The organism is Celerinatantimonas diazotrophica (assembly GCF_004339545.1).
In the GTDB taxonomy this organism is placed as follows: domain Bacteria; phylum Pseudomonadota; class Gammaproteobacteria; order Enterobacterales; family Celerinatantimonadaceae; genus Celerinatantimonas; species Celerinatantimonas diazotrophica.
Map to the genome: position 1 here is coordinate 235,228 of NZ_SMGD01000015.1, position 23,933 is coordinate 259,160.

23 protein-coding genes are annotated in these 23,933 nt (G+C 42.8%); 9 read left to right on the plus strand and 14 right to left on the minus strand.

Features of this window, described 5'->3' with window-relative positions:
- The first annotated feature begins 344 nt into the window (after positions 1–344).
- From EV690_RS14475 to rlmM, 4 genes are read left to right on the plus strand one after another with little or no spacing between them, the layout of a single operon-like run.
- Entirely contained in the window at positions 345–1,259 is a 915-nt protein-coding gene (locus tag EV690_RS14475; protein WP_131913715.1) for a transcriptional regulator GcvA, read from the plus strand.
- Positions 1,246–1,887: an alpha/beta fold hydrolase gene (locus EV690_RS14480; RefSeq protein ID WP_131913716.1), complete on the plus strand. Its 642-nt coding sequence runs from the start codon at positions 1,246–1,248 to the stop codon at positions 1,885–1,887. Before EV690_RS14475 ends, EV690_RS14480 begins: the two co-directional genes overlap by 14 nt.
- On the plus strand, positions 1,860–2,231 hold the full coding sequence (locus tag EV690_RS14485; protein ID WP_131913717.1) for a DUF423 domain-containing protein: 372 nt from the start codon (positions 1,860–1,862) through the stop codon (positions 2,229–2,231). Before EV690_RS14480 ends, EV690_RS14485 begins: the two co-directional genes overlap by 28 nt.
- A gap of 4 nt (positions 2,232–2,235) precedes the next feature.
- Complete coding sequence (rlmM, locus tag EV690_RS14490) at positions 2,236–3,288, plus strand: 23S rRNA (cytidine(2498)-2'-O)-methyltransferase RlmM (RefSeq protein ID WP_131913718.1); 1,053 nt, start codon at positions 2,236–2,238, stop codon at positions 3,286–3,288.
- 45 nt (positions 3,289–3,333) lie between these two features.
- Here the strand turns inward: rlmM and EV690_RS14495 are convergent, their stop codons facing one another.
- The 6 genes from EV690_RS14495 to queF form a co-directional block, all read right to left on the minus strand.
- On the minus strand, positions 3,334–4,341 hold the full coding sequence (locus EV690_RS14495; RefSeq protein WP_131913719.1) for an isocitrate dehydrogenase: 1,008 nt from the start codon (positions 4,339–4,341) through the stop codon (positions 3,334–3,336).
- Between the two features lie 254 nt (positions 4,342–4,595).
- Complete coding sequence (locus EV690_RS14500; protein ID WP_131913720.1) at positions 4,596–5,384, minus strand: 5'-3' exonuclease H3TH domain-containing protein; 789 nt, start codon at positions 5,382–5,384, stop codon at positions 4,596–4,598.
- Positions 5,377–6,747, minus strand: coding sequence for a nucleotide 5'-monophosphate nucleosidase PpnN (gene ppnN, locus EV690_RS14505; RefSeq protein ID WP_131913721.1), 1,371 nt, complete (start codon positions 6,745–6,747; stop codon positions 5,377–5,379). The genes EV690_RS14500 and ppnN overlap by 8 nt, the downstream gene beginning before the upstream one ends.
- 159 nt (positions 6,748–6,906) lie before the next feature.
- The gene (locus tag EV690_RS14510) at positions 6,907–8,442 is read right to left on the minus strand and encodes a GGDEF domain-containing protein (RefSeq protein WP_131913722.1); all 1,536 of its coding nucleotides are present in this window, start codon (positions 8,440–8,442) and stop codon (positions 6,907–6,909) included.
- A gap of 202 nt (positions 8,443–8,644) precedes the next feature.
- Positions 8,645–10,858 carry a tetratricopeptide repeat protein gene (locus EV690_RS14515; protein WP_131913723.1) on the minus strand — a complete coding sequence of 738 codons (2,214 nt, stop codon included), beginning with the start codon at positions 10,856–10,858 and terminating at the stop codon, positions 8,645–8,647.
- Between the two features lie 20 nt (positions 10,859–10,878).
- Complete coding sequence (gene queF, locus EV690_RS14520; RefSeq protein ID WP_131913724.1) at positions 10,879–11,727, minus strand: NADPH-dependent 7-cyano-7-deazaguanine reductase QueF; 849 nt, start codon at positions 11,725–11,727, stop codon at positions 10,879–10,881.
- A 70-nt stretch (positions 11,728–11,797) separates the two neighbouring features.
- Between queF and syd the strand changes: the two genes are divergently transcribed.
- Entirely contained in the window at positions 11,798–12,346 is a 549-nt protein-coding gene (gene syd / locus EV690_RS14525; protein WP_165872769.1) for a SecY-interacting protein, read from the plus strand.
- A 47-nt stretch (positions 12,347–12,393) separates the two neighbouring features.
- On the opposite strand, the gene EV690_RS14530 is transcribed toward syd, so the two are convergent.
- The 4 genes from EV690_RS14530 to EV690_RS14545 are packed head-to-tail and all read right to left on the minus strand — an operon-like array spanning position 12,394 to position 14,834.
- Positions 12,394–13,164 carry a Zn-ribbon-containing protein gene (locus EV690_RS14530; protein ID WP_131913726.1) on the minus strand — a complete coding sequence of 257 codons (771 nt, stop codon included), beginning with the start codon at positions 13,162–13,164 and terminating at the stop codon, positions 12,394–12,396.
- Between the two features lie 8 nt (positions 13,165–13,172).
- Positions 13,173–13,448, minus strand: a complete 276-nt coding sequence (locus EV690_RS14535) for a hypothetical protein (protein ID WP_131913727.1) — start codon at positions 13,446–13,448, stop codon at positions 13,173–13,175.
- Positions 13,448–13,807, minus strand: a complete 360-nt coding sequence (locus tag EV690_RS14540; protein ID WP_131913728.1) for a DUF3301 domain-containing protein — start codon at positions 13,805–13,807, stop codon at positions 13,448–13,450. Before EV690_RS14540 ends, EV690_RS14535 begins: the two co-directional genes overlap by 1 nt.
- Entirely contained in the window at positions 13,800–14,834 is a 1,035-nt protein-coding gene (locus EV690_RS14545; RefSeq protein ID WP_131913729.1) for a DUF3549 family protein, read from the minus strand. The genes EV690_RS14540 and EV690_RS14545 overlap by 8 nt, the downstream gene beginning before the upstream one ends.
- An 817-nt stretch (positions 14,835–15,651) precedes the next feature.
- Between EV690_RS14545 and EV690_RS14550 the strand changes: the two genes are divergently transcribed.
- Complete coding sequence (locus EV690_RS14550) at positions 15,652–15,972, plus strand: YqcC family protein (protein ID WP_131913730.1); 321 nt, start codon at positions 15,652–15,654, stop codon at positions 15,970–15,972.
- Entirely contained in the window at positions 15,956–16,708 is a 753-nt protein-coding gene (locus EV690_RS14555) for a pseudouridine synthase (protein ID WP_131913731.1), read from the plus strand. Before EV690_RS14550 ends, EV690_RS14555 begins: the two co-directional genes overlap by 17 nt.
- 50 nt (positions 16,709–16,758) lie before the next feature.
- Here EV690_RS14555 and EV690_RS14560 read toward each other — a convergent pair whose 3' ends face one another.
- From EV690_RS14560 to map, 4 genes are all read right to left on the minus strand, one after another.
- Positions 16,759–17,136, minus strand: a complete 378-nt coding sequence (locus EV690_RS14560; protein ID WP_131913732.1) for a DUF3461 family protein — start codon at positions 17,134–17,136, stop codon at positions 16,759–16,761.
- A gap of 235 nt (positions 17,137–17,371) precedes the next feature.
- Positions 17,372–18,409 (minus strand): 2,3,4,5-tetrahydropyridine-2,6-dicarboxylate N-succinyltransferase, encoded by a 1,038-nt coding sequence (dapD, locus tag EV690_RS14565; RefSeq protein ID WP_131913733.1) that lies wholly within the window; start codon positions 18,407–18,409, stop codon positions 17,372–17,374.
- A gap of 19 nt (positions 18,410–18,428) precedes the next feature.
- Positions 18,429–21,056, minus strand: a complete 2,628-nt coding sequence (gene glnD / locus EV690_RS14570; protein WP_131913734.1) for a bifunctional uridylyltransferase/uridylyl-removing protein GlnD — start codon at positions 21,054–21,056, stop codon at positions 18,429–18,431.
- A gap of 35 nt (positions 21,057–21,091) precedes the next feature.
- Positions 21,092–21,883, minus strand: coding sequence for a type I methionyl aminopeptidase (gene map / locus EV690_RS14575; protein WP_131913735.1), 792 nt, complete (start codon positions 21,881–21,883; stop codon positions 21,092–21,094).
- A 336-nt stretch (positions 21,884–22,219) separates the two neighbouring features.
- Here map and rpsB point away from each other — a divergent pair, with 336 nt between their 5' ends.
- Both rpsB and tsf read left to right on the plus strand, forming a co-directional pair.
- A complete protein-coding gene (gene rpsB, locus EV690_RS14580; protein ID WP_131913736.1) occupies positions 22,220–22,954 on the plus strand; it encodes a 30S ribosomal protein S2 in 735 nt (244 codons plus the stop codon).
- Positions 22,955–23,053: 99 nt separating this feature from the next.
- Positions 23,054–23,929, plus strand: a complete 876-nt coding sequence (gene tsf, locus EV690_RS14585) for a translation elongation factor Ts (protein ID WP_131913737.1) — start codon at positions 23,054–23,056, stop codon at positions 23,927–23,929.
- Positions 23,930–23,933 lie beyond the last annotated feature (4 nt).

Genomic DNA, 23,933 nt, shown 5'->3' on the forward strand with positions numbered 1-23,933 from the left:
AATGATCGCATGGGATGATGCTCAAGATCTGGCCTTAGTTTTGCTCATAGCCAACTGTAGTAAAAAAAAGGCTAAGCAAATTTTGCTTAGCCAAGAAGTGATTTGACAGACAAGTCAAATGTACAGGAGGTAAGTCGGCAAAGAGCCGACTAATGCAAACACAACATCGCAACCAAATAACCACTATAAAATGGTTGGACTTATATCTGTAGCAGATGGAGCTCTGCAACATTTAGAAGCCCCCGTTTGGTGCAAGTGCACTATATTGGTTTACTGGATTGGCGGCAATAGATAAATTATAATCCACTGAGATTAGAAAATTTTATCCGTTAACAGGTTGTTAAATGGCTCGTCGTTTACCCCCACTAAATGCATTGAAAGCCTTTGAAGCTGCGGCAAGGCACTTGAGTTTTACACGTGCTGCAGAAGAGTTATTTGTGACTCAGGCAGCTGTGAGTCACCAGATCAAAGGACTTGAAGAGTATTTAGGTCTTAAATTATTTCGTCGTAAAAACCGCTCTCTACTTTTAACCGAAGAAGGGCAAAGTTATTTTTTAGATATTAAAGATATTTTTATCTCTTTAAGTGAGGCGACCGATCGATTACTCGCCCGCGGTGAAAAGGGGGCAATTTCTGTAAGTTTGCAACCAAGTTTTGCCATTCAGTGGCTCGTGCCTAGGTTGTCGCAATTTAGTCAGTTACATCCAGATATTGATGTGCGAATCAAAGCGCTTGATATGAATGAAGGCTCATTAACTGATGATGTTGATGTGGCTGTTTATTATGGACGTGGTAAATGGAGTGGACTAAGAGCTGATAAATTACATACTGAATATCTAATTCCCGTCTGTTCACCGCTGTTGCTCAATGGTGATAAGCCGTTAAATAAACCCGAAGATTTGCGTTACCACACATTGTTGCATGATTCATCGCGACGTGACTGGAAGGCTTGGTTTAAACAAATTGGGGTAAAGGTGGATGTGAATCAGGGACCTATCTTTTCTCACTCAACGATGGTGTTACAGGCTGCCATTTATGGCCAAGGGGTGGCGCTCGGCCATTCTGTGCTGGCGAAACCTGAAATTGAAGCAGGCCGATTGGTTTGTCCATTTGAGCAGGTTTTGATGAGTCAGAATGCCTATTATTTGGTTTGCCATCCATCGCAGGCTGAGCAGGGTAAAATCGTGGCATTCCGTGACTGGATGGTTAATTTGGTCAATGAAGAGCAGCGTGAATTCGGAGCCGATGTTGTTGAATAGCCCATCCAGTGTTTTGCAAGGGCCTAAAGATGCTCCTCTGTTGGTGTTAGCGCATGGTGCAGGAGCTGGGATGGACCACGAATTTTTTCAGCTGTTGGTTCCCTTGTTGATTGATGAGATTGCGGTTCTGCGTTTTAATTTTCCGTATATGCAGCGTATGCTCAGTGAGCAAAAACGGCGGCCTCCGGATCGCTTTAATGTGCTTGTCGATGCGTTCAATCAAGTGATTCCAACCGACTGGTCTGCTCCTATTTTTATTGGTGGTAAATCGATGGGGGGAAGGATCGCAACTCATGTCGCATTAGATAATTCAAAGTTATCGGGTGTGATTGTGTTAGGCTTTCCGTTCCATCCGCCGGGTAAGCCAGAGCGAAATAAAGGTGAACATTTGCCCAAACTGACCAAGCCGTTATTGATTGCTCAAGGGCAGCGAGATCCTTTTGGAAATTGTTCTGAAATAACCTCTGATATGTTACCCGACAAGTCCCAACTATATTGGCTTCATGATGGTGAACATAGTTTTAAGCCGCGTAAGAAAAGTGGCTTAAGCTGGCAAGATAATTTACAAAGTGTTGCATTACAAATGAAAGGTTTTATTCAATGTCATATTCATTCCCTTGGCGACTAGCCATTGCGATTGGTGGTTTGCTTGCCGTTGTGATGGGCGCAAGCGCTGCACATGGTTTATCTCATCTACTCGCCCAGCAAGCGCTTGGCTGGATCCACACGGCGGTTATGTATCAATTGATTCATTTAGGATGTGCTTTGGCTGTGGCGAATAGCGCCACCCGTAGTGGTAAATTCTGGATTGTTGGCAGCTGGTGTTTTTCGGGTAGTCTTTATCTATTAGCTGTGTTACCTGAGCATCTTCGTGCATCTTTGGCGATGATGATTGGTCCAATCACTCCTATTGGGGGCATTTTGATGATGGTTGGTTGGGTGATGCTGATTAAAGTGAAACACGCAGGGTAAATTTGTGGCTCGTTCGTTATTATTAAGTTGTCGGGGCGGTTTTGAAAATGACTGTGCGGCTGAAATGCAGCAAAGTGCTAGTCAGTTACAGGTGGCGGGGTTTGCCCGGACCAAACCGAACCAAGGGTATGTTGTTTTTGAATGTTTTAATGAGAACGATGCAGACTACCTGCATCGCCAGATTGATTTTCGCTCATTAGTTTTTGCTCGTCAGTGGCAGGTTATCACCTGTTTCTTAGAGCTTGATGAAAGCGATCGAATCAGCCCTATTATTGAGTCGCTAGAGACATTGCCTGATGTCTGTTGTGTTGCCCAAGACTGGCCCGATACTAACGATGGTAAGCAGATGTCAGGGTTTTGTCGAAAATTTTCCAGACCGCTTGAAAAAAAACTATGCGAACGAATGCAGTGTCAAGCTCGAGCAGTGTTACAGCTCTTTTGGCTGGATGGCAGACATGTGTATGTGGGGTATCGTCTAGTTGACAATTCTAGCACCTATCCAATGGGCATTTTAAGACTTCGACAAAGCAGTGAGGCGCCTAGCCGATCCACCCTCAAGCTGGATGAAGCATTTGCGGTATTACTTAATGATGATGAGCGTGAGCAATATGTGCAAAATGCTCAGCATGCTGTTGATTTGGGGGCTTGTCCTGGGGGTTGGACCTATCAGCTGGTGCGTCGCAATATGTATGTGGCCGCTGTTGATAATGGACCAATGGCCGAAAATTTGATGCAATCAGGATTGGTGAAGCATTATCGCGAAGATGGTTTTAAGTATGTCCCAGAGCGCAATAATATCAGCTGGTTAGTGTGTGATATGGTGGAAAAACCATCGCGAGTTACACGGTTAATGTTGAAATGGCTAACCGAAGGCTGGTGTCGTTATGCAATGTTTAACTTAAAACTACCTATGAAAAAACGATATGCTGAAATTGCTCAAGATTTGCAATTTTTACGACAAGGGTTAGAGCAAACGGGTCAGCAATTTGAGCTTAGAGCAAAGCATCTGTATCACGATCGCGAAGAAGTCACTGTATTTGCGTGTCTTCATCGTTAACTTAAGTTGCTTTGGCAGCACTTAAAACGCGCTGCCAAAATCAGATTACAGGTGGTCAATGATTGCCTGAGTGAATTCATTGGTAGAGCCTGTGCCTCCTAAATCTTGAGTCACTCGGTCACCCTGTTTGATCGTTTTTTGCAGAGCACTGAGAATCTGTTCGGCTTGTGTATGCATCGCTAAATGCCGTAACATCTGGATGCTAGCGAGGACAATTGAGGTTGGATTGGCAATGTTTTTTCCAGCGATATCTGGTGCACTGCCATGAACTGCTTCAAAAACAGCCACTTTTTCCCCAATATTTGCCCCAGGGGCCATTCCTAGTCCACCTACGAGTCCGGCACAAAGGTCGGAAGTAATATCACCAAATAGGTTGGTCGTCACGATCACGTCAAAGCGCTCTGGATACATCACTAAGTTCATGCATGCCGCATCAACAATCATATCTGAGCTTTCAATATCTGGATATTCTTTAGCAATTTCACGAGCGACTTCTAAGAACAAACCTGATGTGGTTTTTAGAATATTCGCTTTATGTAGTGCGGTTACTTTTTTACGCCCTTCGCGCCGCGCTAATTCATATGCGTAGCGGATGACCCGTTCTGAACCTTTTCGAGTAATGACGCTTTTGGCTTCTGCAATGGTGCGATTATCATCAATAATCTGTCCTTGTCCAGAATACATGCCTTCAGTATTTTCACGAACAGTAATGATATCAATATCACTATAATGCGCTTTCGTTCCTTCAAAGGTTTGCACTGGGCGAACGTTTGCATAAAGCTCAAAATGTTTACGTAATGTTACATTAATGGAGGTGAATCCCTTACCTACTGGTGTCGTGAGAGGGCCTTTGAGCACAATCTTATTATTCTCAATGAGATCCATTGTTTGCTGTGGAATCAGTTCACCCGTTTTCTCAAGTGCTGTTAGTCCAGCAAGAGCGTAATCATAAGTGAAGTCACATCCAATGTGGTCGAGGATGCGAGTTGCGCTGGCTACAATATCTGGTCCGATGCCATCGCCAGGGATGACGGTAATTCGGGTTTTTGACATAGTTACTTCCTGAATTGTTATAGTTGGTCAAAGCAGAGTTTAGTGTACTCTGAAGACATTTTTTATTTTAAGGCGCGATCGTTATTTGACGCTAGTGTAAAACGTCATTCATTTTGCCTTTAGCATCATCAATGTTATACCGTTTGATGCTCAATAAATTAAATTGTTACTTTATTGTGTCAAATAAAACTAACTGTAAATGAATTGTTTTTCAACTTGCGCAATAAAAATGAGATCTAATGCACATTGTCAGACTATGATAGGCAATTTGTGTAACGTAATTGTTTGAGATTAAAGCCAAGCGGGAGTGAAGTGACTAGCTGCATCAGTTGATAGGTTAATTTTGCATCAGAGCGATGGTTCAGGATTTTATCAATGGTTTTATCCTGTCCTTGGGGAAGATTTAGTAATGTCTCTAGGTGATGATATTTATTGATTAGCTTGGCGGCTGTTTTGGGGCCAATTCCTGGGACTCCTGAGAGATTGACACCACTATTTCCGGTTAGAGCCCAGTAATCGACCAAAAATTGGCTGGGCAACTGGTAGCGTTTGAGAACATCATCTGGTGTGATCTTCTGGTGTTTAAAGTAATCATATACTTCTATGTTATGTCTGTGCAGCAATTGCCAGTATCCGTGATCAGTTGAGACAATCACAGTCGGTAGGGCGTGAGCAGCGGCTTTACTTGCCAATGTAGCAATTAAATCATCAGCTTGAATTTCAGGGTTGAGCAGGGAATCGATTCCCTGCTCCAGTAATTTATCCTGGATCACTTCAAGTCCCTGACTCAAATGGGACGGCATAATAGTGCGATTCGCCTTATAAGCTGGATAAAGTCGATTTCGCCAATCGACTCCAGAGCGCTCAAATACCGCTACAACATGACTAGGATTAAATTGAGCCAATAACTTATGAATGCTATTGGTTGTTGCCGCTAACGTTGCTTTAAAGCGCTCTTGTTCTGTATGGTATTGCTTGAGTGAAATCGCATCGAGTCGTCTTATTAAATTGAGTGCATCAATAATCAGTAGCTGTCTATTCACGTGTTTCCTTGCTGATAATCTGATAACACGGTTCGTAATGACTGCCTGGTAGTTTCATCCGATGCTGAGCAATAAAGTCTTTTAGTAATGCATCGAGTTGATGGATAATTTGTGGATCGCCATGAATTAAAAATGGCCCTTTCTCTTCAATTGCCTTAATCCCTTCATCTTTGACGTTTCCTGCCACGATAGCTGAAAAAGCACGCCGTAGATTTGCAGCTAACAGTTGAGGAGGTTGATCTGGATATAAATTGAGCTGACTGACATTGTCATGGGTTGGGTTAAACGGTTGCTGAAAAATGGGATCAACTTGCAGACTCCAATTAAAAGAATACGCATCGCCCATGGCCCGACGAAATTCTTTAACTTTAGGCATAGCTTGTTTGATAATACGTGCAACTGTTGGCGCATCATCGATGATAATTTGATAATACTTGTGAGCGCTTTGACCTAGTGTCGTTTGAATAAATGCATCGATAGAACGAAAGTATTGTTCACTACTTTTAGGACCAGTCAGAATAATCGGGATGGGTTGGCGAGCGTTGAACGGATTCATCATCACACCAAGCAGGTAGAGTAGTTCTTCTGCGGTTCCAGCTCCCCCAGGGAAAATAATAATCGCATGGCCTAAGCGGACAAATGCTTCTAAACGTTTTTCGATATCAGGCAAAATGACCAGTTCGTTCACAATCGAGTTGGGCGGTTCTGCTGCGATAATACTCGGCTCAGTTAAGCCAATATAACGGCGGTTGTTATAGCGTTGTTTGGCATGGCCTACAGTTGCACCTTTCATTGGGCCTTCCATTGCGCCAGGGCCGCATCCCGTGCAAACATTTAGTTCGCGAAGTCCCAATTCTGAGCCTACTTGATGGGTATATGAATATTCCTCTTCGTTGATCGAATGTCCACCCCAGCAAACCACTAAATTAGGATCGCTAGCTGGATTAATGGTACGGGCATTACGCAAGATTGAAAAGATCAGATTGGTGATATGAGCTTGACTAGTCGGATCAAAATAACTTTCTTGCTCAAGTTGACTGGACACATACAGAATATCGCGTAACACGCTAAATAGATGTTCCTGGATACCTCGAATAATTTCGCCGTCGACAAAAGCATCTTCTGGCGGATTGAGTAGCTCCAGTTTGACACCGCGTTCACGACTGAGAAGGTTTATGTCAAAATTTTCACATCGATTAAGAATGTCTCGACTTGAGTCGGTGTGTGCTCCCGAATTCAAAACTGCCAGAGAGCAGTTGCGATATAGCTGATATAGTTCACTGGAAGCAGTTCGAGTGAGCTGGCTGACTTCTAACTGAGACAGCAAATTCATGCTGCCGACAGGATTGACATAAGTAATCATAAGCGACCCAATGGTTACGGTAACGTTCTAATATGTGATTTTTAATAAATATTAGTTTGTTACCTTTACTCAAATGAAGGCTGTGATAATCAATCTTATTTTGAGCAATTATTTTTTCAGAGGCTTCAAGTCTAACACCTGTTGGTAAAACTGCCAGTTTTATAGGATCACGTTAGTGTGATTAAGCCCTTGATTTTTAGCTTCATATAGCGCTTGGTCGGCCCGTTCGAATGCATCTAGCAGACGATCATTATCACGAAACAATGTGGCACCGATGGTTGCGGTAATAGAGATTTGTTGTTGCTTAAAGCGAAACGGTAAGCTCGAGATATGTTCACGAAGATGATCCAGAGGCAAATGCAGGTCATCGGCGTTAATTTTGGGCATCAATAATACGAATTCTTCACCACCAAAGCGAGCGAGAAAATCAGTATCACGCAGAGAACTTTGCAGTGCTCTGGCAATTACTTTTAATGCCTTGTCGCCAGCGAGGTGTCCAAACTGGGTGTTGACTGCTTTGAAGTGATCTAAATCGATGATAGCTAACCCTAAATCATAGCCATAACGGCGCCAACGCTTAAACTCTAACTCCATGCGTTCATCGAGTGCACTACGGTTATAAATCTGTGTTAGCTTGTCTATAAATAGTTGCTGTTTTTGACTGGTGATTTTCTTTTGCTGTTCGCTCGATTGCTGACGGAGCTGATCGAGCTGATTGTTCAGGTTTTGCAACTGTATTGTTAAATCTTGAAACTGGGTTTCCAACTGCTCATTTTGTTTAAAAATGCTTCCCATCTGGATAATGCGTTGTTGCATTAGCTCTTTGGCATATTCGAGATCATCAACTTCTTTTAATTCGACGCCCATATTCAAGACTTGTCGTTTAAGTGTTTTATTTTGGACGCCATAGCTTTGTTGGAGTTGTTTGCTTAAGTCAACATGTTGCCCAAAGTTTTTATCCATGTATTCCAGATCTTGATTCAGCGATAAGAGATATTCCTGAGTTTGCTTTCGTTCCTCACGAAAGCCGTTGATCATGAGCTGAATGACCCGTTGGCAAATACTAGGAATAAGTTCAGGTGCAACGCCATCAAGCAATTGATTACGAATATGATTAAGCTCGTCATTCGTTGGCTTTTCAAAATCCAGCTCACTGATAATACACTGCAATTCATCACAAATTCGCTGATGTTGTTTATCATCTAATAAGCTGTGTTTGGGGATTGCTTTTGACTCAGGCTGCTCTACAACTTGTCCGATACCGCCAGGTTTATTGGTCAGAGCTTGATGATAAAACTCCAGAATAGCTCCTAATCGGGCTATATTTTCCTGATAGCTATAGGGCGCTGACTGACTGATAAACTCTTTAAGCTGCTGGCGAATTTTCGGCGGTAATCCATTAATATTCTGCAGTTTATCTGTGGCTGTATTCGCGAGTGCTTGAAATTTTAAAATCGCATTTTGGCTATTCTGCCGATAAGACGATTCAAGCCGTTTAGTAATATTTTCAATCGCCTCATGGATATGTGAGGGCGGCGCATTGTGATCGATTTTTTGGCGCAATTCAGCTAGACGATTATCCAGAGCCAAATCGAAACCCTTACAGACGATACTTAGCCGATAAAGAAGCGAATAAGATGCTTGTAGGGCGTCATTCGTGTTGACTATAGTTGTTAATTCAGAATCACTACTCATACCATATATAACTTTATAGTTGCTTTGGCTTTTAGCTGGTTTCGGTTGGTATGCTCTTTTTCACTTAAGAAGTTGAGCGCATTTAATCACTTATATCACGCAAACAGCATACCATGCGATAGTTGTCGAATAAAAAATTCAAATTTATTGTTTAACTCACTGATATTAGGTACCTATGTTGTTAAAAACTGTTCAGTATTGTTTACACTGAGCGCTCAAATGAAGCGATCACATCTTTTTTATTGGCATTGGTGCTAAGTTTTACCAGACCTTTGTGCACGGCTTCTTGAATGTCATCATGAATATGCTGTGATTGAAAAAAAGCAGCTGGAGAGCAATGTAAAGCTTGGAGCAATACCCAATGATGTTTAAGTGTTTTATAGGTTTGGTTAATTGCTGCTTCAAGTGCTAAATGCGCAATTTCAACAATGCCTAAATCATCAATCGCATCCGGGGCTTTTACCAAAAAAGGAGTAGTACAGCAACCTAAAGCAACTTGCTGATGCAGCGTTCGAATCTGAATGAATTGACTGATCACATCGAGCAATTGCATGCATAATTGCTCAGCTGAGCATTCTTTTAAAGGGGCAATAAACAGATAATTAGGGCCGCCTAAGTGGCAGGCCAAAAAACGTTTGCCTAAGTGATGGTAGATATGGTGAGCAAATGATGTCTCAAGTTGTTTACGTTGTTCAAATCCACCTAACTGGTTTTGAGACATCTCATCACATAAACGGATGAGCATAATTGCATGTGCACTGCTAGGGTTAAATCCTTGCTGCATTGGATAATGGTTCAATTGACGCAATAATGTCAGAGGCGACTCAGCTGTTTCCAGCGAAGGCCAGCCCGTCCGCGGGTGATAATACAATTGATCGGTGAGCTCGCGTCTGTGCATCATCGATCTACGCAGCCGTAGCCGAGTCATCATACAGATGCTCAGTAACATGAGACAGATCATGATGAGAATGACAATCAAAATTCGCCTGTCACCACTTTGTACTTTGAGCATCTGGTTTGTTTCATGAAGCTTATTAAGTTGTTGTTGTTGCTCAATCACTTGGTAATGATTATTCAACTGGTTGGATTTTGGGGGCGCAGGAAGAGCTTTTTTTTGTTCACTAAGTTGATGGAACAACTGATAATGTTTTAACGCGAGAGCATAAGCGCCACTTTGTTGGTAAGCTTTCGCTAAAAGTTGTTGTACTTGCGCTGCGATGTTTTTGAACGAGCTACTCTCAGAGAGCTTTTCTGCTTTAGTTAATTGTAAGATAGCTATCGCGGTTTCATTATTATCAAGGTGTAAATGCGCGAGTGATAACAGAGTTTTGCTCAGCCAATTAATACTGAGGGGATTTCGAAAAGCATAACGCGCCAGTGATAAATGCGCTAACGCTCGGGAAGAGTCGTCCATAGCGATGTAGGTTTGTCCTAGCCAGTAATTAATTTTGCCGCTGAGTAGATTGTTATGCACTTGTTCAGCTAATGTCTGGGCATTGAGGTAGTTCACTAATGCCATATTATAATTGTGCATTTTTCGGTAGATGTGGGCGAGTTGAGCGATACTATTTGCTTGCAAAATAGTGTTCTGTAACTGTTGTGCGGCGCGGATTGCAGTTTGTTGATAGTCAATTGCTTTGGGCCACTGTTTTTGTCGTTGATAAATTAAGCTAATCGCATGATGAAGATGGTTTCTGAGATAAAAAGCCGCATCACTTTTTGAAGAGGCATAACGAATGGCTTCGGTGTAATGACCCAAAGCTAGTTCCGATTGATTGAGTTTCTGATAATAGATCCCTTGCCAGATTTGTGCCCAACCCAATAACATTGGATGGTGACTCTGCTGTGCGATCTGGAGTGCCTTGTCTAATTCTGGTTTAGCTTGCTCTAATTGATTTGTGGCCAATGCCACTTGGGCACTCGTCAGTGCGAGTTCAAAACGTAATGTAATAGGAAGAGCATGATTGTCGTTGGATCGCTTCAGTGCTAAATCGAGTGCTTCTGGCGCTTTTTTTACGAGCTCTGGTTGTTTGAGTAAAAGCTGGGTGAGAATCAGATAAGAGCGCGTTTGTAGAGACGGTGAGGTAAGGCGTTTGCTTAATTCTAAAGCCGTCGTAATATGCATCTGGGCACGAGAGTATCGTTGTGCCATATTGGCACACAGGGCTGCAATTTGCTGCAGGTATATCTGATGGGTGAGCTGCTGGGCATCCAACTTTGCTTGAGTCAAATGAGTTTGGCGAAGCTGCTGCTCAAGATGCATCAGACATCGGTCTGGATCACGCAGCATCAGTTGCTGATCGCTTTGCATGTTATCAGGCAAAGTAATAATGCCAATGCCATAGGCCAAACAAGGCGAAGCTATCAGACACTGACACAGCAGTATAAAAAACCAACTCAGGTGGCGTTGTCGCATCAGATAACTTATCTTCATTGTTATTGTCGAATCAGCCGGTGGTGATCCGCTTGGGCTTCAAAATTACTACGAAACGGATTAATATCTAAGCCTCCGCGGCGTGTATAGCGAGCTTCGACGGTCAATTTATCAGGCTTACAATAACGCTGAATATCCATAAAAATTCGCTCGACACATTGTTCGTGAAACTCATTATGACGGCGAAAAGAAATAATATAACGCAACAATGCTTCCCGATTAATTTTTGCACCCTGATAGCGAATGCAAATACTTCCCCAATCCGGCTGACTGGTGACCAGACAGTTTGATTTTAATAAGTTGCTATAAAGTGTTTCGCTGATCTGCTGGGTTGGTTCAGTTGCGCCAGCAAGTAATGAGTCATCAAACTGATAGTCGGTTACCTCAATATCTAATGTATCGAGATTTTCCCCAGCGATCCCTGCTATTTTAACAGGCGTATCGATTGGATAGAGTGACACCGAGACAGGGCCTTGTACACACTGTTTAAGGTCATTTTCAATGGTCTGTTGTACTTGTTCAATATCAGTAAATGATGTTTGATTAAAACTATTTAGATAAAGCTTGAAAGATTTAGATTCGACTAAGTTGACTGAGAGCGCGTTGATAAACGCTTCACCTATTGCAACTTGCGGTTTTCCTTTTGGATTAAGCCAAGAAAGTTCATACATGTTCCATCGATCATAACCATGAAAAGGTAGCGGAGCGCTTAAGTTTAGCTGATTACGATTAAGTGATCGAGGTACCGCCTGCAATAGTTCCGGTTGATAGTGTTCGATATAGCGGCTTTTATGTCCTAAAGCTAACTGAGCTAATAGCGGAGCATTTTGATAGTCTGCTGATTCAGTCATAGTAATTACGATTAGTCTAAGTTAATCTTAAGTGTAACTGAATCAAGCATGAAACTCATCTATGATACTGATGAATGAGCAACAAAATACGGTTGATGCACTCGATCAATTGATCTCTCAAGCCGAACAATATTGGCAGCAGGTTGGTTACCCACAGGTTGAATACGATGCTCAATGGCCATCCCCCTGTCAGTGCAGTGATGTGGTGCATAACCGAGTCTATTGGCATCCAGTTTTGCGGGAAAAACCGCTTGATTTAAGTGCCACTGAAGACGCATTAGATTTAAGTTTCCATCCAAGTGTAAAGGTCTTTTATAGCCGCTATTACAGTGAAACAATGATCGTCCGTTTCAATCAGCAAAAGTTTGCATTGGTGCAAGTTTGGAATGATGACGATGGTGTGCGTTTACAAGAGAACTTGATTGCACATATTTTAATGAAACGTCGCTTAAAGCACCCTGAAACATTATTTATTGCCTCCGCTGAAGACGAGATGCAAATTGTGAGTGTCGTGAATCAAACGGGGGAAGTGATATTAGAAACGCTTGGGAAAAAACAGGATAAGTTGCTTGCGTCTTCGCTTGGTGAATTTTTATCACAATTGAAAGTTACCAGTTAGCGATCTATATGATTAGAAAAATCAATCACTATCGCTAATATAAAGTTTTATTTAAAATCCCAAGATAGATTAGAAACCAATCGGCAGTGGTCGCAGCGAAAGTCGAATAGATCGTGTAGCGGCGTTTCTAGATACCACTCGCGCCCACACAATGGGCAGCGCCGTTGGCGTTCTTCATCTAAGCTAGTGCCACCAACTCGGTATAAATATAAATAAGTTGGCTTATGACTTACATAACTGATTCGTTTGGTTAAATCCTGGCCTCGCTGAAATAGCCGAGTTCCTGGCTCACTCATCTGTGCAACACATTGAGTTTCTAAAATAGAGCCATTCATTTGCAGCTGATCGCAGGCACTCCAATCTTCCTGCCATTTGATAATTTGCCGTTGGTCACCATTGGCAACTGAGGGGATGCGATATAATGGAATAGGTAAAAAACGTTCCATTGACCGCAGTGGCGAACAGCTATGAATAAAACTGGTATAGAGGATCATGGCTTGTGAATCTTCGCCATTTTCACATTCGTCAGAAAAAAGCTCACGACCTAATTCTTTTATTTTGGGACGCAGTAAATTGGCTTCGCTGAGTTTGCTCATGGCATGACTGACCTGCAACGAATAAAAGTGTGGGTGCAGGGCATCGTGTTCGGGGGTGACAACATGGCAACTAAAAGTGCCATTCTCAAGAGAACAAGGAAATTCGCGCCCTAAGATTTGGCCGTTATAGCGCAAAGCATCAAGGACATTCATGATGGCTTGCTGAGCACTATCAATTGTGGTGTTTTCAAAACATTCAAAAGTGAGGCGTTGCTGATACATGGCGGTCTCTAATGGTTTGCCTTTTCAAGGGTATGGATACGCTCAATAAGCTCGATCTGAGTCTTTTCTAGCTGCTCAATGCGTTTGCTTAAACTGTCCAGTGTCGGTACTGAAATGGCTGGATCTTTGGGATCAAGAGGTTTACTTGGTGCCTGTTTAAGTGCATTAATTAACACGGGGAGAGGGTAAGACTGGCTTAATTTAGCTTTGAGCTGTGCCAGAGTCGGTTTTTTCCCCTGCTTGGCAAATTCATAGAGGAGTTGTTGAATTTCATTTTGTGGCATTAGGTATCCTCATCTGGGGTTGGTAATTGTGCTCGATCATCACTAATCGGGGGATTGCTCCCGACGTTTAAATCTGGATAAGGCGGCATTATAAACTCATACCCGGTGCGATTTAACCATAAAAAGCCACTATAACGATGCTGTGGAACATTCGTAAATTCAAATCGGTATTGAAATGTCAGCTGCAGCTTTTTAGCCATCGCTAAATTAATGCCGGCATAATGGACATCTAAAAGTTGCAGTTCAAGATGCCGACAATGGCGAACAATCAGCAGACGAGCCATCTCTGCTTGCTGGCGATGTCGCCAAAACAGCCCGCCTAAAACAAATAGGCCAAAAAGCGCAAAAACACTAGCCATGAGCTGATTGGATGAGTTGCCCGATAGCCTCGGCTAACGCTTTGCCTCGCTGTGGGTCGCGTAAACGACTAAGCACTTGATTGCGTAGTTTGGGAATGGCAACCAGATCTGCAAATAGCTGATTAAAAAGCATCTGGTCGCCAATTTTGGCTAATTGCTCAAAGAACAATCGATTCAGCTCTTCTTCCTCAAGATCGCTCCATAATCGCCCTGCAATAGCAACAAATAACTGAGGATCGCTGGATATTTCTAACTGCTCTTTTAACGCCTTTTGGCGCAGTTTTTTTTGTTGACTAGAGGCCATTGCCCGCAGCAATAAATAGCTTAATTGGGGGCGCTCTTTGAGCCAGATGCCATGCAGTTCACATAATTTGTGACACAATTTTTGGTCAAGGTTTTGATGCTCTAGCAGTTGGGTAAGGTGAACCCAAATTTCATCGTTTAAATGCTCGAATGCATGTGCTAATCGTTGGCTATTGTCTTCTCTGTCGAGGCGGGCGACAACATCCGCTAACCCTTGTAGAGCAATAGATGTCCAGTTTTCCCAACCTAGCTCTCCTGCTAAGTAGGATTGGGCATGTTCGTAATAAACGGATGCCGGGAGGTCTAAGTCGACTTTTAAACGCGCATTAAAGTAGGCTTTTTTTTCTTCGGAAGGGTTAAAAATACAAGGATTATTCGCTAATACTTTGGCTTGCTCATCCGTTGGTTTCTGGCTTAAATCGTGACCTAAAATAGTGACTATTAAATTTAAAAACTGGTCTCTGGCGGCTAGTTTTATAAATCCTTGTTCATCCACTGGAAATTGTAAGAACCAGATGTAAGGCGTTTCAGGTGCCTTGATCGACCAGAAACAAAGTGCTAGGCGTGCATGCCCAGCAATGGGGGCCGGATAGGGATGGACGGCTGTTTCCATTGCATAAAAAGCCTGGGTATCGATAGGCGTAATTCGTCGGCCCATGTCGTAAACTTTAAACTGGCTGCCTGCCAGCGTTAGAATTTCGCTGAGAGTTGAAAGCGCTTTCATAACGAAGATAATCGATGAATTTGAATCATTATAAGCAATCTAGGATTAAAAAAATATTGATGTGCATGATCTGATTTAATTAATCTTACCGAAGTCGCTGCGTTGGCTTTTTCACGGTGTTGTGGTGCTGTATTTAAGCGTCGTGAATTTATACTTGTTGTTGCTGTGTGATTTGCATTGAATAGGTAACTTGTTAAACTTTGCCTTTCGATTTGGCGCGAAGGGATTGGCAATGGATATCTGGAACAACCTTGGCTAATTTCTTGCTCTCATACATATTAGTTACGCTAATCTCAGCATTATTGATAAGCGTACATACAATGATGCTGTTTGCTAAGACAGTTTCGATTCAATTGTCGTCTGAAATTCACTTAGTGGTTAAGAATCAGGGAGACGTTGGCATGTTGAAGTGTGGTGCTCAATATACTTAAACTTTACGGATAATTCTGACACCTCTCCAACGTTTAGTGATGTCAAAGCCATTTCAGGTTTGCCGATAACGTCATCGTGTTAGAAAACGCTCTGGTTTTACGGCCTTAGTCAGTTATAAATTATGGCCGAAAATGAACCACCTCTATCCGGATGATGAATAGTCACCTCTAATATCGGCGATGGTGAGCAAGTCGCAGCGGCAAGAGAGAGATTGCGATCTGGCAAATCAAGAGCAGCAATTTGATTTGATAGACAACCGTTTTTTAAGGGAGATATTCCGTTCTCACCGAAGTCGATGGCATGACAAGTGAGAGTGTGATAAGACGCTCGTATCGAAATGATTTGGTAAATGTTTTCGTGGTTATCATCAAACACAGAGGCTTAAATGGCATCTATTCATACTCAGCTTCAACAGTATTTGATTAAGCTAGAGGGGCTGCTTAAAGCAAACGATCTATGGCAGGATTCTCAGCCTAGCATTATAGCACTATCGAGTACTAAACCATTTGCGCTGGATAAACTGAGTTTAGAACAATGGTTACAGTTCATTTTTATTCCCCGTTTTCAAGTGTTACTTGATGAGCAGTTACCCCTGCCATCAAAAGTTGCTGTTGCTCCTTATGCACAGGAAGTGTTTAAAGATTATGCTCAGTCTACGGCTGAAATTGAGCAGTTGCTTGAGGAAATAGATGAACTATTTAGCTGAAGATTTTGAGTACGAAGTTGAGCCGATCCCGGAGCAATTACCTGTTCTTTATGCCGATGAACATTTTATTGCTGTTTATAAGCCAGCTGGATTACTTGTTCACCGAAGTCCCATTGATGGTGAGAAAAGTCGTTTTGCTATGCAGATTGTGCGTGATCAGGTTGGCCATTATGTCTATCCGGTGCATCGCTTAGATAAACCAACTAGCGGCATATTATTGTTGGCTCGTAGTTCGTTTGTGGCTTCATTAATGATGCCGATGTTCGCAACTGGTCAGGTTAATAAATATTATGAAGCGATTGTGCGTGGATTTATACCAGAGCGACAACTGCTTGATTATGCTCTTAAAAATGAAGATAATCCACAAGTTGAGCCTAAAGTTGCTATGACCGAATATTGGCCGGAGCGTTTTGTTGAGTTACCAATGGCAACTGGTCGATATCCTACGAGTCGCTATTGCTGGTTAAATATTTCGCCACGAACCGGCCGTCGCCATCAGATCCGGCGTCATATGCACCATATTTCTCATCCGATCATTGGTGATACAACCCATGGGGATGGGCGCCATAATCGACTCTTTCGTTCGCAGGGATGGCCAGGTCTCTGGCTGTTGGCCAAAAAATTGACATTTACCCATCCACTAAGCCAGCACAATATTGTCATAGAGCTGGATTATCCAAAACGTTGGAAGAAAATCCAACAAGAACTTTTTCAGCGCTATCAAGTAACGATTTAGTAGTGTTATGAATATAGGTGTTCAGCCGCCTGAACACCTATATGATTTGCTTAGAGCTTGTTCAGCGCCTGCTCAATTTCTGCAATTTTGCTGGTTACAACTTTCTCTAAATGGCGCAACTCGTTTAAGATCTTCTCTTTACTGACCTGGTCGTCCTGCTCTTGTTGGGCCAACTGATCGAGTTCCTGAACGATATATCTGAGTTCGGGGCTAATTTCCGAGACTTCACGGTATTCGCTGGTTCCACCATTGATTAAAACCATTTTATGCTGGCGAGGGAATTTAAATTTCACACTTTTGGCAAATAGATCGCCTTTGTCTTTTTGATAGTAAATTTTGAGGATATCCGCAGCAGCTTCCTGACGCAGAGCATATCGTTCAATTTTTTCAGGATGGATGACTCCGATCGATTTTAAATTTTCGTACATCTTAGACTCCACAATTTTACTTTAACAAATAGCAGCGATGGATGAACCCTATCGGTTCAAAAGCATTTTTGGTCGAGTGTTTATAATAGTGTAATTCAAAAAAAATATCGGTTTATGTCCAAATATTTATGAAAAATAGCGTGGTAGAACACAATTGCTTTTACAAAATTTGGTCGATAATAAAAAAGCAGGCATAAATGCCTGCTTTTTTGAACTCGCGTCATCTAATGAACGATTAATTATGGGTATGTAATTCACTATTTAGGCTGATAGCACTTTTGTTGGTCAGGCATTCAATCATTCCGCTTTGACTGTTGCGGCGGAACAGCAAATCTGACTTGCCTGCTAATTCTCGAGCTTTAGCACTGCCTGCTGCTTGTTTATTCTCATCAATCAATGTGACTTTTGTTCCCGCCGTAATGTAAAGGCCTGATTCAATCGTACACCGATCGCCTAAAGGAATTCCCGTCCCTGCATTGGCACCAATCAGGCAGTTTTCTCCGATAGAGATCACTTGCTTACCGCCACCACTTAAGGTTCCCATGGTTGAACAACCGCCCCCTAGGTCTGAATTATTACCCACGGTGACCCCAGAAGAGATTCGCCCTTCGACCATGCTGACACCAAGAGTCCCAGCGTTAAAGTTACAGAATCCTTCGTGCATGACTGTTGTTCCTTCGCCCAGATATGCCCCCAAACGGACGCGAGAAGTGGCGGCAATCCGAACTCCTTTAGGCACGACATAATCGGTCATTTTAGGGAACTTATCGATAGAACGGATATTGAGGGTTTCGCCTGCTAAACGAGCTTTAAGCTGGTAAGCTGCAACTTCAGCTGGATCGATAGGGCCTTGATTAGTCCAGGCAATATTCGGTAAAACAGCAAAAATACCGGTTAAATCGAGTCCGTGAGGTTTAACTAAACGATGAGACAGCAGATGAAGTTTTAGATAGCCCTCTGGCGTATTTTGTGGGGCAGAATCAGTTGCCAGCACAGTCAGAACAGGGCTTTTGTTTTGAGCACTTCGAGTGGCAAATTGTTCGGCGAATTCAGCCCATTCACGGTTTGGGGCGTTTTTAGCAATCGCCTTTAATGTGTCGTTATTGAGCTCAATAACTTGATTGTCGCCAGTATAACCTACCGCATCTAAAACAGGCTGTATGGTTTGTGTGTCTATATGCACCAATGGTGCTGGATAAAATACTTCTAACCATTGGTTTTGGCTATTTTTACTACCGATTCCAAGGCCAAGGCTAAAAAGGGTCTTGCTCATCAAAATCTCCAGAGTTTGGTTAACGTGTTTGCGAACGGACTTCTTGATCCAAACGTTGCTCAAGCAACGCTTTTAATTGTTGCTGTTCTTGTTGATTTAAGCGAGTGCGATCTTCTTTCGAGATAATGAAAAGATCTTCGGCGCGCTCACCAATAGTGGTAATTTTTGAGCCCTGAATGGAGTAATTTAGCGTTTGTAGAACGGCGCCAACGCTGGCTAACAGGCCTGGCCTATCTAGGGTCATTAACTCCATGAGGGTTCGGTTCCCCCGGGTTGGTAAAAACTCAACATGAGTTGATACCGAGAATTGCTTGATCTGACGTGAAAGAGGCCGAGGTTCGAGTGTTGCGGGTCGGCCAAAGTGAAGCATCGTAATCAGGCTTTCTTTTATCAGATGCTGACGCTCTGGTGTAATTGGAGTGCCATCGGGTTCTAATACAATGAATGTATCTAGTACATAACCATCACGGCTGGACATGATTTGAGCATCGTGAATATTGAGATTTTTCTGTTCCATCTCGTTAGCAACAGATGCAAATAGATGAGGAATATCACGATTATAGAGAAATATTTCTGTACCACCATGACTGGAACGTCGACTAACTAAGACGAGTGGTTGATCATTGCTGTGTCCCCATAGATGCTCGCTATGCCAAGCAATTTGTTCAGGCGTATGACGAAGGAAATAATCGACTCTGAAACGGCGCCAAATGGAGTCAATCTGCTGTTTCGAAAAGCCTCTCTCAAGCAATAAAGCCATAGCGTTACGCTGTTTATCACGGACCAGTCCTCGCAGATCGACTGGGTTTTCTAAACCGCGTCGCAGTGCTTTAAGTGTTGCCTGATAGAGCTCACGCATCAGCGCGCCTTTCCAACTGTTCCACACATCATCATTAGTGGCGCAAATATCGGCAACTGTTAGACAAAATAGCATATCAAGATGGCGTTTATCACGGACCAGCTGGGCGAATTCACTGATCACATCCGGATCGTATATATCGCGGCGCTGTGCGGTGACAGACATCACCAGATGATTTTTCACCAGCCAGCTAACGGTACGGGAGGACGATTTACTAAATCCATGATGAAGACAAAACTCCTCTGCTTCAATTGCCCCAAGTTCACTATGATCGCCATGACGTCCCTTAGCAATATCATGAAATAATGCGGCTAATATTAGCAGGTCAGGTCGTTCTAAACGGCTGTATATTTCGCTGGCTAACGGAAAAGACTGATGAAACTCCTGCCTTGGATAATCATGAATATGTTTAATTAAGCGGTGAGTATGTTCATCGACGGGATAAGCATGGAATAAATCGAACTGCATTTGCCCAACAATCCGATTCCAAGCAGGAAAATAAGCCGCTAACACACCATAGCGATGCATGAGCGTAATTGCTAATCCACTGATATGCGGATGCTTAATGAGTTTTCGGAATTTTTTCCGACATAATTCATGATCTTCTAAATAACCAGCTTGCTGACGAAGTGCCTCGCGCAATTGGCGAAGAGTCGAAGAGTAAATGCCATTGATCTGTTCATGCTCAGCAATGAGCAAGAACATATCGAGGATTTGTTCAGGCTGATTAGTAAAGAGATGATTATCGCAGCTATCGATTAAAGTGCCACGTAAAATGAAGTTGCAGTTAAGTTGACGAACATCGATCGCTGTATTTCCCAAGATTGCTTCATTGAATAATTGCAGCAGCATTTCATTGAGTTCACTCACTCGGCGCACGGTTTGGAAAAACTGCTTCATAAGCTGTTCAACCGGTTCGTTTCGTTTGCCTTCATAACCCATGGCTTTAGCGACGGAGAGTTGGCGATCAAAGAGTAAACGGTTATCTGCTTTGTTTAATTGCAGATGCAAGGCAAAGCGAACCCGCCAGAGAAAATCGCGGCAATCTTCAAGTTCCTGATACTCATATTCGGTTAAAAAACCATGCTCAGCTAGTGCTTTAAGTTCACTTGAGCCAAAGTGTTTGCCTGCCACCCAAGCTATGGTTTGGATATCGCGTAGTCCACCAGGGTTGGCTTTTAAATCAGGTTCAAGTGAATAAGCTGAATCTTTGTAATGGCTGTGGCGATTGTGCTGTTCGGCCTGTTTGGCTCTAAAAAAGTCGGCAATAGGCCAAAATAATTCACTATTAACCTGCTCACTTAATTGCTCGTAAAGTGGTTCATTGCCCGTAATCAGCCGTGACTCGATTAGGTTAGTGGCAATGGTGATGTCTTGTTTACCTAATTTAAGACATTCACTTAAAGTGCGCACACTTTGACCAACATCGAGTTTGATATCCCAAAGAAAGGTAATAAAGTCCGATAATTGTTGTTGTGTGTGTGCATCCAATGTGGTGGGAATTAATATCAGAATATCGATGTCCGATTTTGGGTGAAGTTCCCCCCGGCCATACCCCCCAACTGCGATCAGGCTGAGATCGCTGCGACTATTGAGCTCAAAGTGCTGCCAGATTTGAGAGAGTAAATTATCAAGCTGTGCTGCTCGGGCTTTAACCAGTTCAGTCACTGGAAAGTCGTTGTTAAACCCATCTTGCAACCATGCCAACTGTTTGCAGAGGTAATGTTTACAGTTGGGAATGGTGATTTCACTCAGCTGCATATTGAGTAATTCATCGCCAGCATTCATAACCGCTTTATCCTTATACTTAACATCCGCCGTGATTAGCTGTGGTGAATCTCACGAGGAAAATCTTCATCGCTGCGTAATGTTAATACTTCTACACCATCTTCAGTAACTAATAAAGTGTGTTCCCACTGAGCCGAAGGTTGACCATCTTTCGTGGTTGCTGTCCAACCATCTTTCTTATTAACTTTACATTTATAAGTTCCGGCATTAAGCATTGGTTCAATTGTGAACGTCATGCCAGCTTTGAGGGGCATTCCTGAGCCTGGCATCCCATAGTGAAGTACCTGTGGTTCTTCATGAAACCCTTCGCCGATGCCATGACCGCAAAAATCACGAACGACAGAATATCCCTGTGGTTCGGCTACCTGTTGGCAGGCCGCGCCTATATCGCCTAAAGTGGCGCCTGGACGGACCAATCTTATGGCTGCATAGAGTGCTTCTTGCGCCGTCTTACAGAGTTTACGTTTTAGTGGTGTAGTTTCACCCACAATGAACATTGCGGAGCTGTCTCCGTGATAGTTATCTTTAATCACAGTCACATCAATATTTAAGATATCGCCTTCACGCAACTTTTTAAATGAAGGAATGCCATGGCAGACGACCTCATTTAATGAGATACAAACTGATTTAGGATATCCATGGTAATTAAGCGGCGCAGGGATCGCTTGTTGTTCATTTACTATGTAGTCGTGGCAGCGTTGATTCAGCTCTTCAGTAGTGACCCCTTTTTTTACATATGGAGTTATCATTTCCAAGACATCTGCAGCCAGTTTTCCGGCAATACGCATTTTGTTTATTTGTTCGGGAGTTTTAATTAAATTTGTCATTTGATTTAAGTATCACTTCAGCTTGCTTTAATCGATATTAACATATCGTGGTCAACATAATTTTGGCAGTGTACCCGATGCGCTTGTTAAGTTGTAGTCAACAAAGGCGATAAAAGGGCTTTAACGTTAAGATTTGCACTTTATCAATGTCTATGAATATGGTATAAAACGCGCCGGGAAATGTGGCTTGATAATAAGGCGCATAAAATCCCTGAATAAACGTGTTCTTTAACTTATAACACACACACATCGAGACCTACTCCGGGGTGCTGCTTTGAATGAGTAGTCGGTCAGTGGGGATGTGTGGAGGCCTAACCCCATAGAGGAAAATAGATTATGGCAAAAGTATCAATGCGCGATATGTTGCAGGCAGGTGTTCATTTCGGTCACCAGACTCGTTATTGGAACCCAAAAATGAAACCATTCATCTTTGGTGCTCGTAACAAAGTTCATATCATTAACTTGGAAAAAACATTGCCATTGTTCAATGAAGCAATGGATATTTTGAGCAACTTAGCTTCTAAAAAAGGTAAAATTCTGTTTGTTGGTACAAAACGTGCTGCAAGCGGTGCTGTAAAAGAAGCTGCGAGCCGTTGTGATCAGTTTTATGTTAACCACCGCTGGTTAGGTGGCATGTTAACTAACTGGAAAACTGTTCGCCAGTCAATCAAACGCCTGAAAGATTTAGAAGCTCAGAGCCAAGACGGCACTTTTGAAAAGTTGACTAAAAAAGAGGCGCTGATGCGTACTCGTGAAATGGAAAAACTGGAAAAAAGTCTTGGCGGTATTAAAGATATGGGTGGCTTGCCAGATGCACTGTTCGTGATTGACGCTGAACATGAAAGCATCGCCGTTCGCGAAGCAAATAACCTGGGCATTCCAGTTATTTCAGTTGTTGATACCAACTCAGATCCAGATGGTATTACACATATCATCCCAGGTAACGATGATGCGATTCGCGCTGTTAAACTTTACCTGGAAGCTGCTGCTGATTCGATTCTGGCTGGTCGTCAGGAAGATTTGGTTGTGCAAGCTGAAGAAGATGGTTTCGTTGAAGAAACTGCGGAGTAATAAGGAATTTTAATCCCTTATTAACCAAACCCAACTTGTTGGTTAACAGGGGCCTCAAAGGCCCCTGTGTTTTATCCGAAACGACAGAGGATTTAACAAATGGCAATTACTGCTGCTTTGGTAAAAGAACTGCGCGAACGTACAGGCGCAGGTATGATGGATTGTAAGAAAGCCTTGACTGAAACTGATGGCGATATCGAACTTGCGATTGAGAATATGCGTAAGTCTGGACAGGCAAAAGCGGCTAAAAAAGCTGGTCGAGTTGCCGCTGAAGGTGCTATTTTTGCAAAAGTTGCAAACGGTGTCGGTACACTGGTTGAATTTAACTGTGAAACTGACTTCGTTGCTCGCGACAAAAGTTTCCAGGCCCTGGGCGAAGAAATCGCAACAGTGGCACATGATGCTAAACTGAACGATGTTGCTACGCTGCTTGAAACAACATTAGCTAGTGGTGAAACTGTAGAAGTTACTCGTGCTAACTTGGTTGCTAAAATCGGCGAAAATATGACAGTTCGTCGTGTTGTTAGCGTTGAAGGTGACAACCTTGGAGCCTATGTTCACGGTGGCCGCATTGGGGTTATCACGGTGCTTAAAGGTGGTGATGAAGAACTGGCTAAAGACTTGGCGATGCACGTTGCGGCAGCCAGCCCACAGTTCGTTAAACCAGACGATGTACCTGCTGAAGTTGTTGAAAAAGAAAAAGCAATTCAAATTGATATTGCAATGAACAGCGGTAAACCTGCTGAAATTGCAGAAAAAATGGTTGCTGGCCGGATGAAAAAATTCACTGGCGAAATCAGCTTAACTGGTCAGGATTTTGTAAAAGATCCTTCAATGAGCGTCGCACAGTTGCTCAAATCGAAAGGTGCAGATGTTGAAACATTTGTTCGCCTGGAAGTTGGTGAAGGTATCGAAAAACAAGAAGAAGATTTTGCTGCTGAAGTTGCCGCTCAGATGGCTGCTGCTAAAAAGTAAAATT

Excerpts from the sequence above, each read along its gene's own strand:
- glnD (WP_131913734.1), bottom strand. The coding sequence starts at position 21,056 with ATGAATGCTGGCGATGAATTACTCAATATGCAGCTGAGTGAAATCACC.
- queF (WP_131913724.1), bottom strand. The coding sequence starts at position 11,727 with ATGACTGAATCAGCAGACTATCAAAATGCTCCGCTATTAGCTCAGTTA.
- map (WP_131913735.1), bottom strand. The coding sequence starts at position 21,883 with ATGACAAATTTAATTAAAACTCCCGAACAAATAAACAAAATGCGTATT.
- tsf (WP_131913737.1), top strand. The coding sequence starts at position 23,054 with ATGGCAATTACTGCTGCTTTGGTAAAAGAACTGCGCGAACGTACAGGC.
- EV690_RS14515 (WP_131913723.1), bottom strand. The coding sequence starts at position 10,858 with ATGCGACAACGCCACCTGAGTTGGTTTTTTATACTGCTGTGTCAGTGT.
- rpsB (WP_131913736.1), top strand. The coding sequence starts at position 22,220 with ATGGCAAAAGTATCAATGCGCGATATGTTGCAGGCAGGTGTTCATTTC.
- EV690_RS14485 (WP_131913717.1), top strand. The coding sequence starts at position 1,860 with ATGTCATATTCATTCCCTTGGCGACTAGCCATTGCGATTGGTGGTTTG.
- EV690_RS14475 (WP_131913715.1), top strand. The coding sequence starts at position 345 with ATGGCTCGTCGTTTACCCCCACTAAATGCATTGAAAGCCTTTGAAGCT.
- EV690_RS14510 (WP_131913722.1), bottom strand. The coding sequence starts at position 8,442 with ATGAGTAGTGATTCTGAATTAACAACTATAGTCAACACGAATGACGCC.
- EV690_RS14480 (WP_131913716.1), top strand. The coding sequence starts at position 1,246 with ATGTTGTTGAATAGCCCATCCAGTGTTTTGCAAGGGCCTAAAGATGCT.
- dapD (WP_131913733.1), bottom strand. The coding sequence starts at position 18,409 with ATGAGCAAGACCCTTTTTAGCCTTGGCCTTGGAATCGGTAGTAAAAAT.
- EV690_RS14535 (WP_131913727.1), bottom strand. The coding sequence starts at position 13,448 with ATGCCACAAAATGAAATTCAACAACTCCTCTATGAATTTGCCAAGCAG.
- EV690_RS14530 (WP_131913726.1), bottom strand. The coding sequence starts at position 13,164 with ATGTATCAGCAACGCCTCACTTTTGAATGTTTTGAAAACACCACAATT.
- EV690_RS14545 (WP_131913729.1), bottom strand. The coding sequence starts at position 14,834 with ATGAAAGCGCTTTCAACTCTCAGCGAAATTCTAACGCTGGCAGGCAGC.
- EV690_RS14550 (WP_131913730.1), top strand. The coding sequence starts at position 15,652 with ATGGCATCTATTCATACTCAGCTTCAACAGTATTTGATTAAGCTAGAG.
- EV690_RS14540 (WP_131913728.1), bottom strand. The coding sequence starts at position 13,807 with ATGGCTAGTGTTTTTGCGCTTTTTGGCCTATTTGTTTTAGGCGGGCTG.
- EV690_RS14555 (WP_131913731.1), top strand. The coding sequence starts at position 15,956 with ATGAACTATTTAGCTGAAGATTTTGAGTACGAAGTTGAGCCGATCCCG.
- ppnN (WP_131913721.1), bottom strand. The coding sequence starts at position 6,747 with ATGATTACTTATGTCAATCCTGTCGGCAGCATGAATTTGCTGTCTCAG.
- EV690_RS14495 (WP_131913719.1), bottom strand. The coding sequence starts at position 4,341 with ATGTCAAAAACCCGAATTACCGTCATCCCTGGCGATGGCATCGGACCA.
- syd (WP_165872769.1), top strand. The coding sequence starts at position 11,798 with ATGAATGAGCAACAAAATACGGTTGATGCACTCGATCAATTGATCTCT.
- EV690_RS14560 (WP_131913732.1), bottom strand. The coding sequence starts at position 17,136 with ATGTACGAAAATTTAAAATCGATCGGAGTCATCCATCCTGAAAAAATT.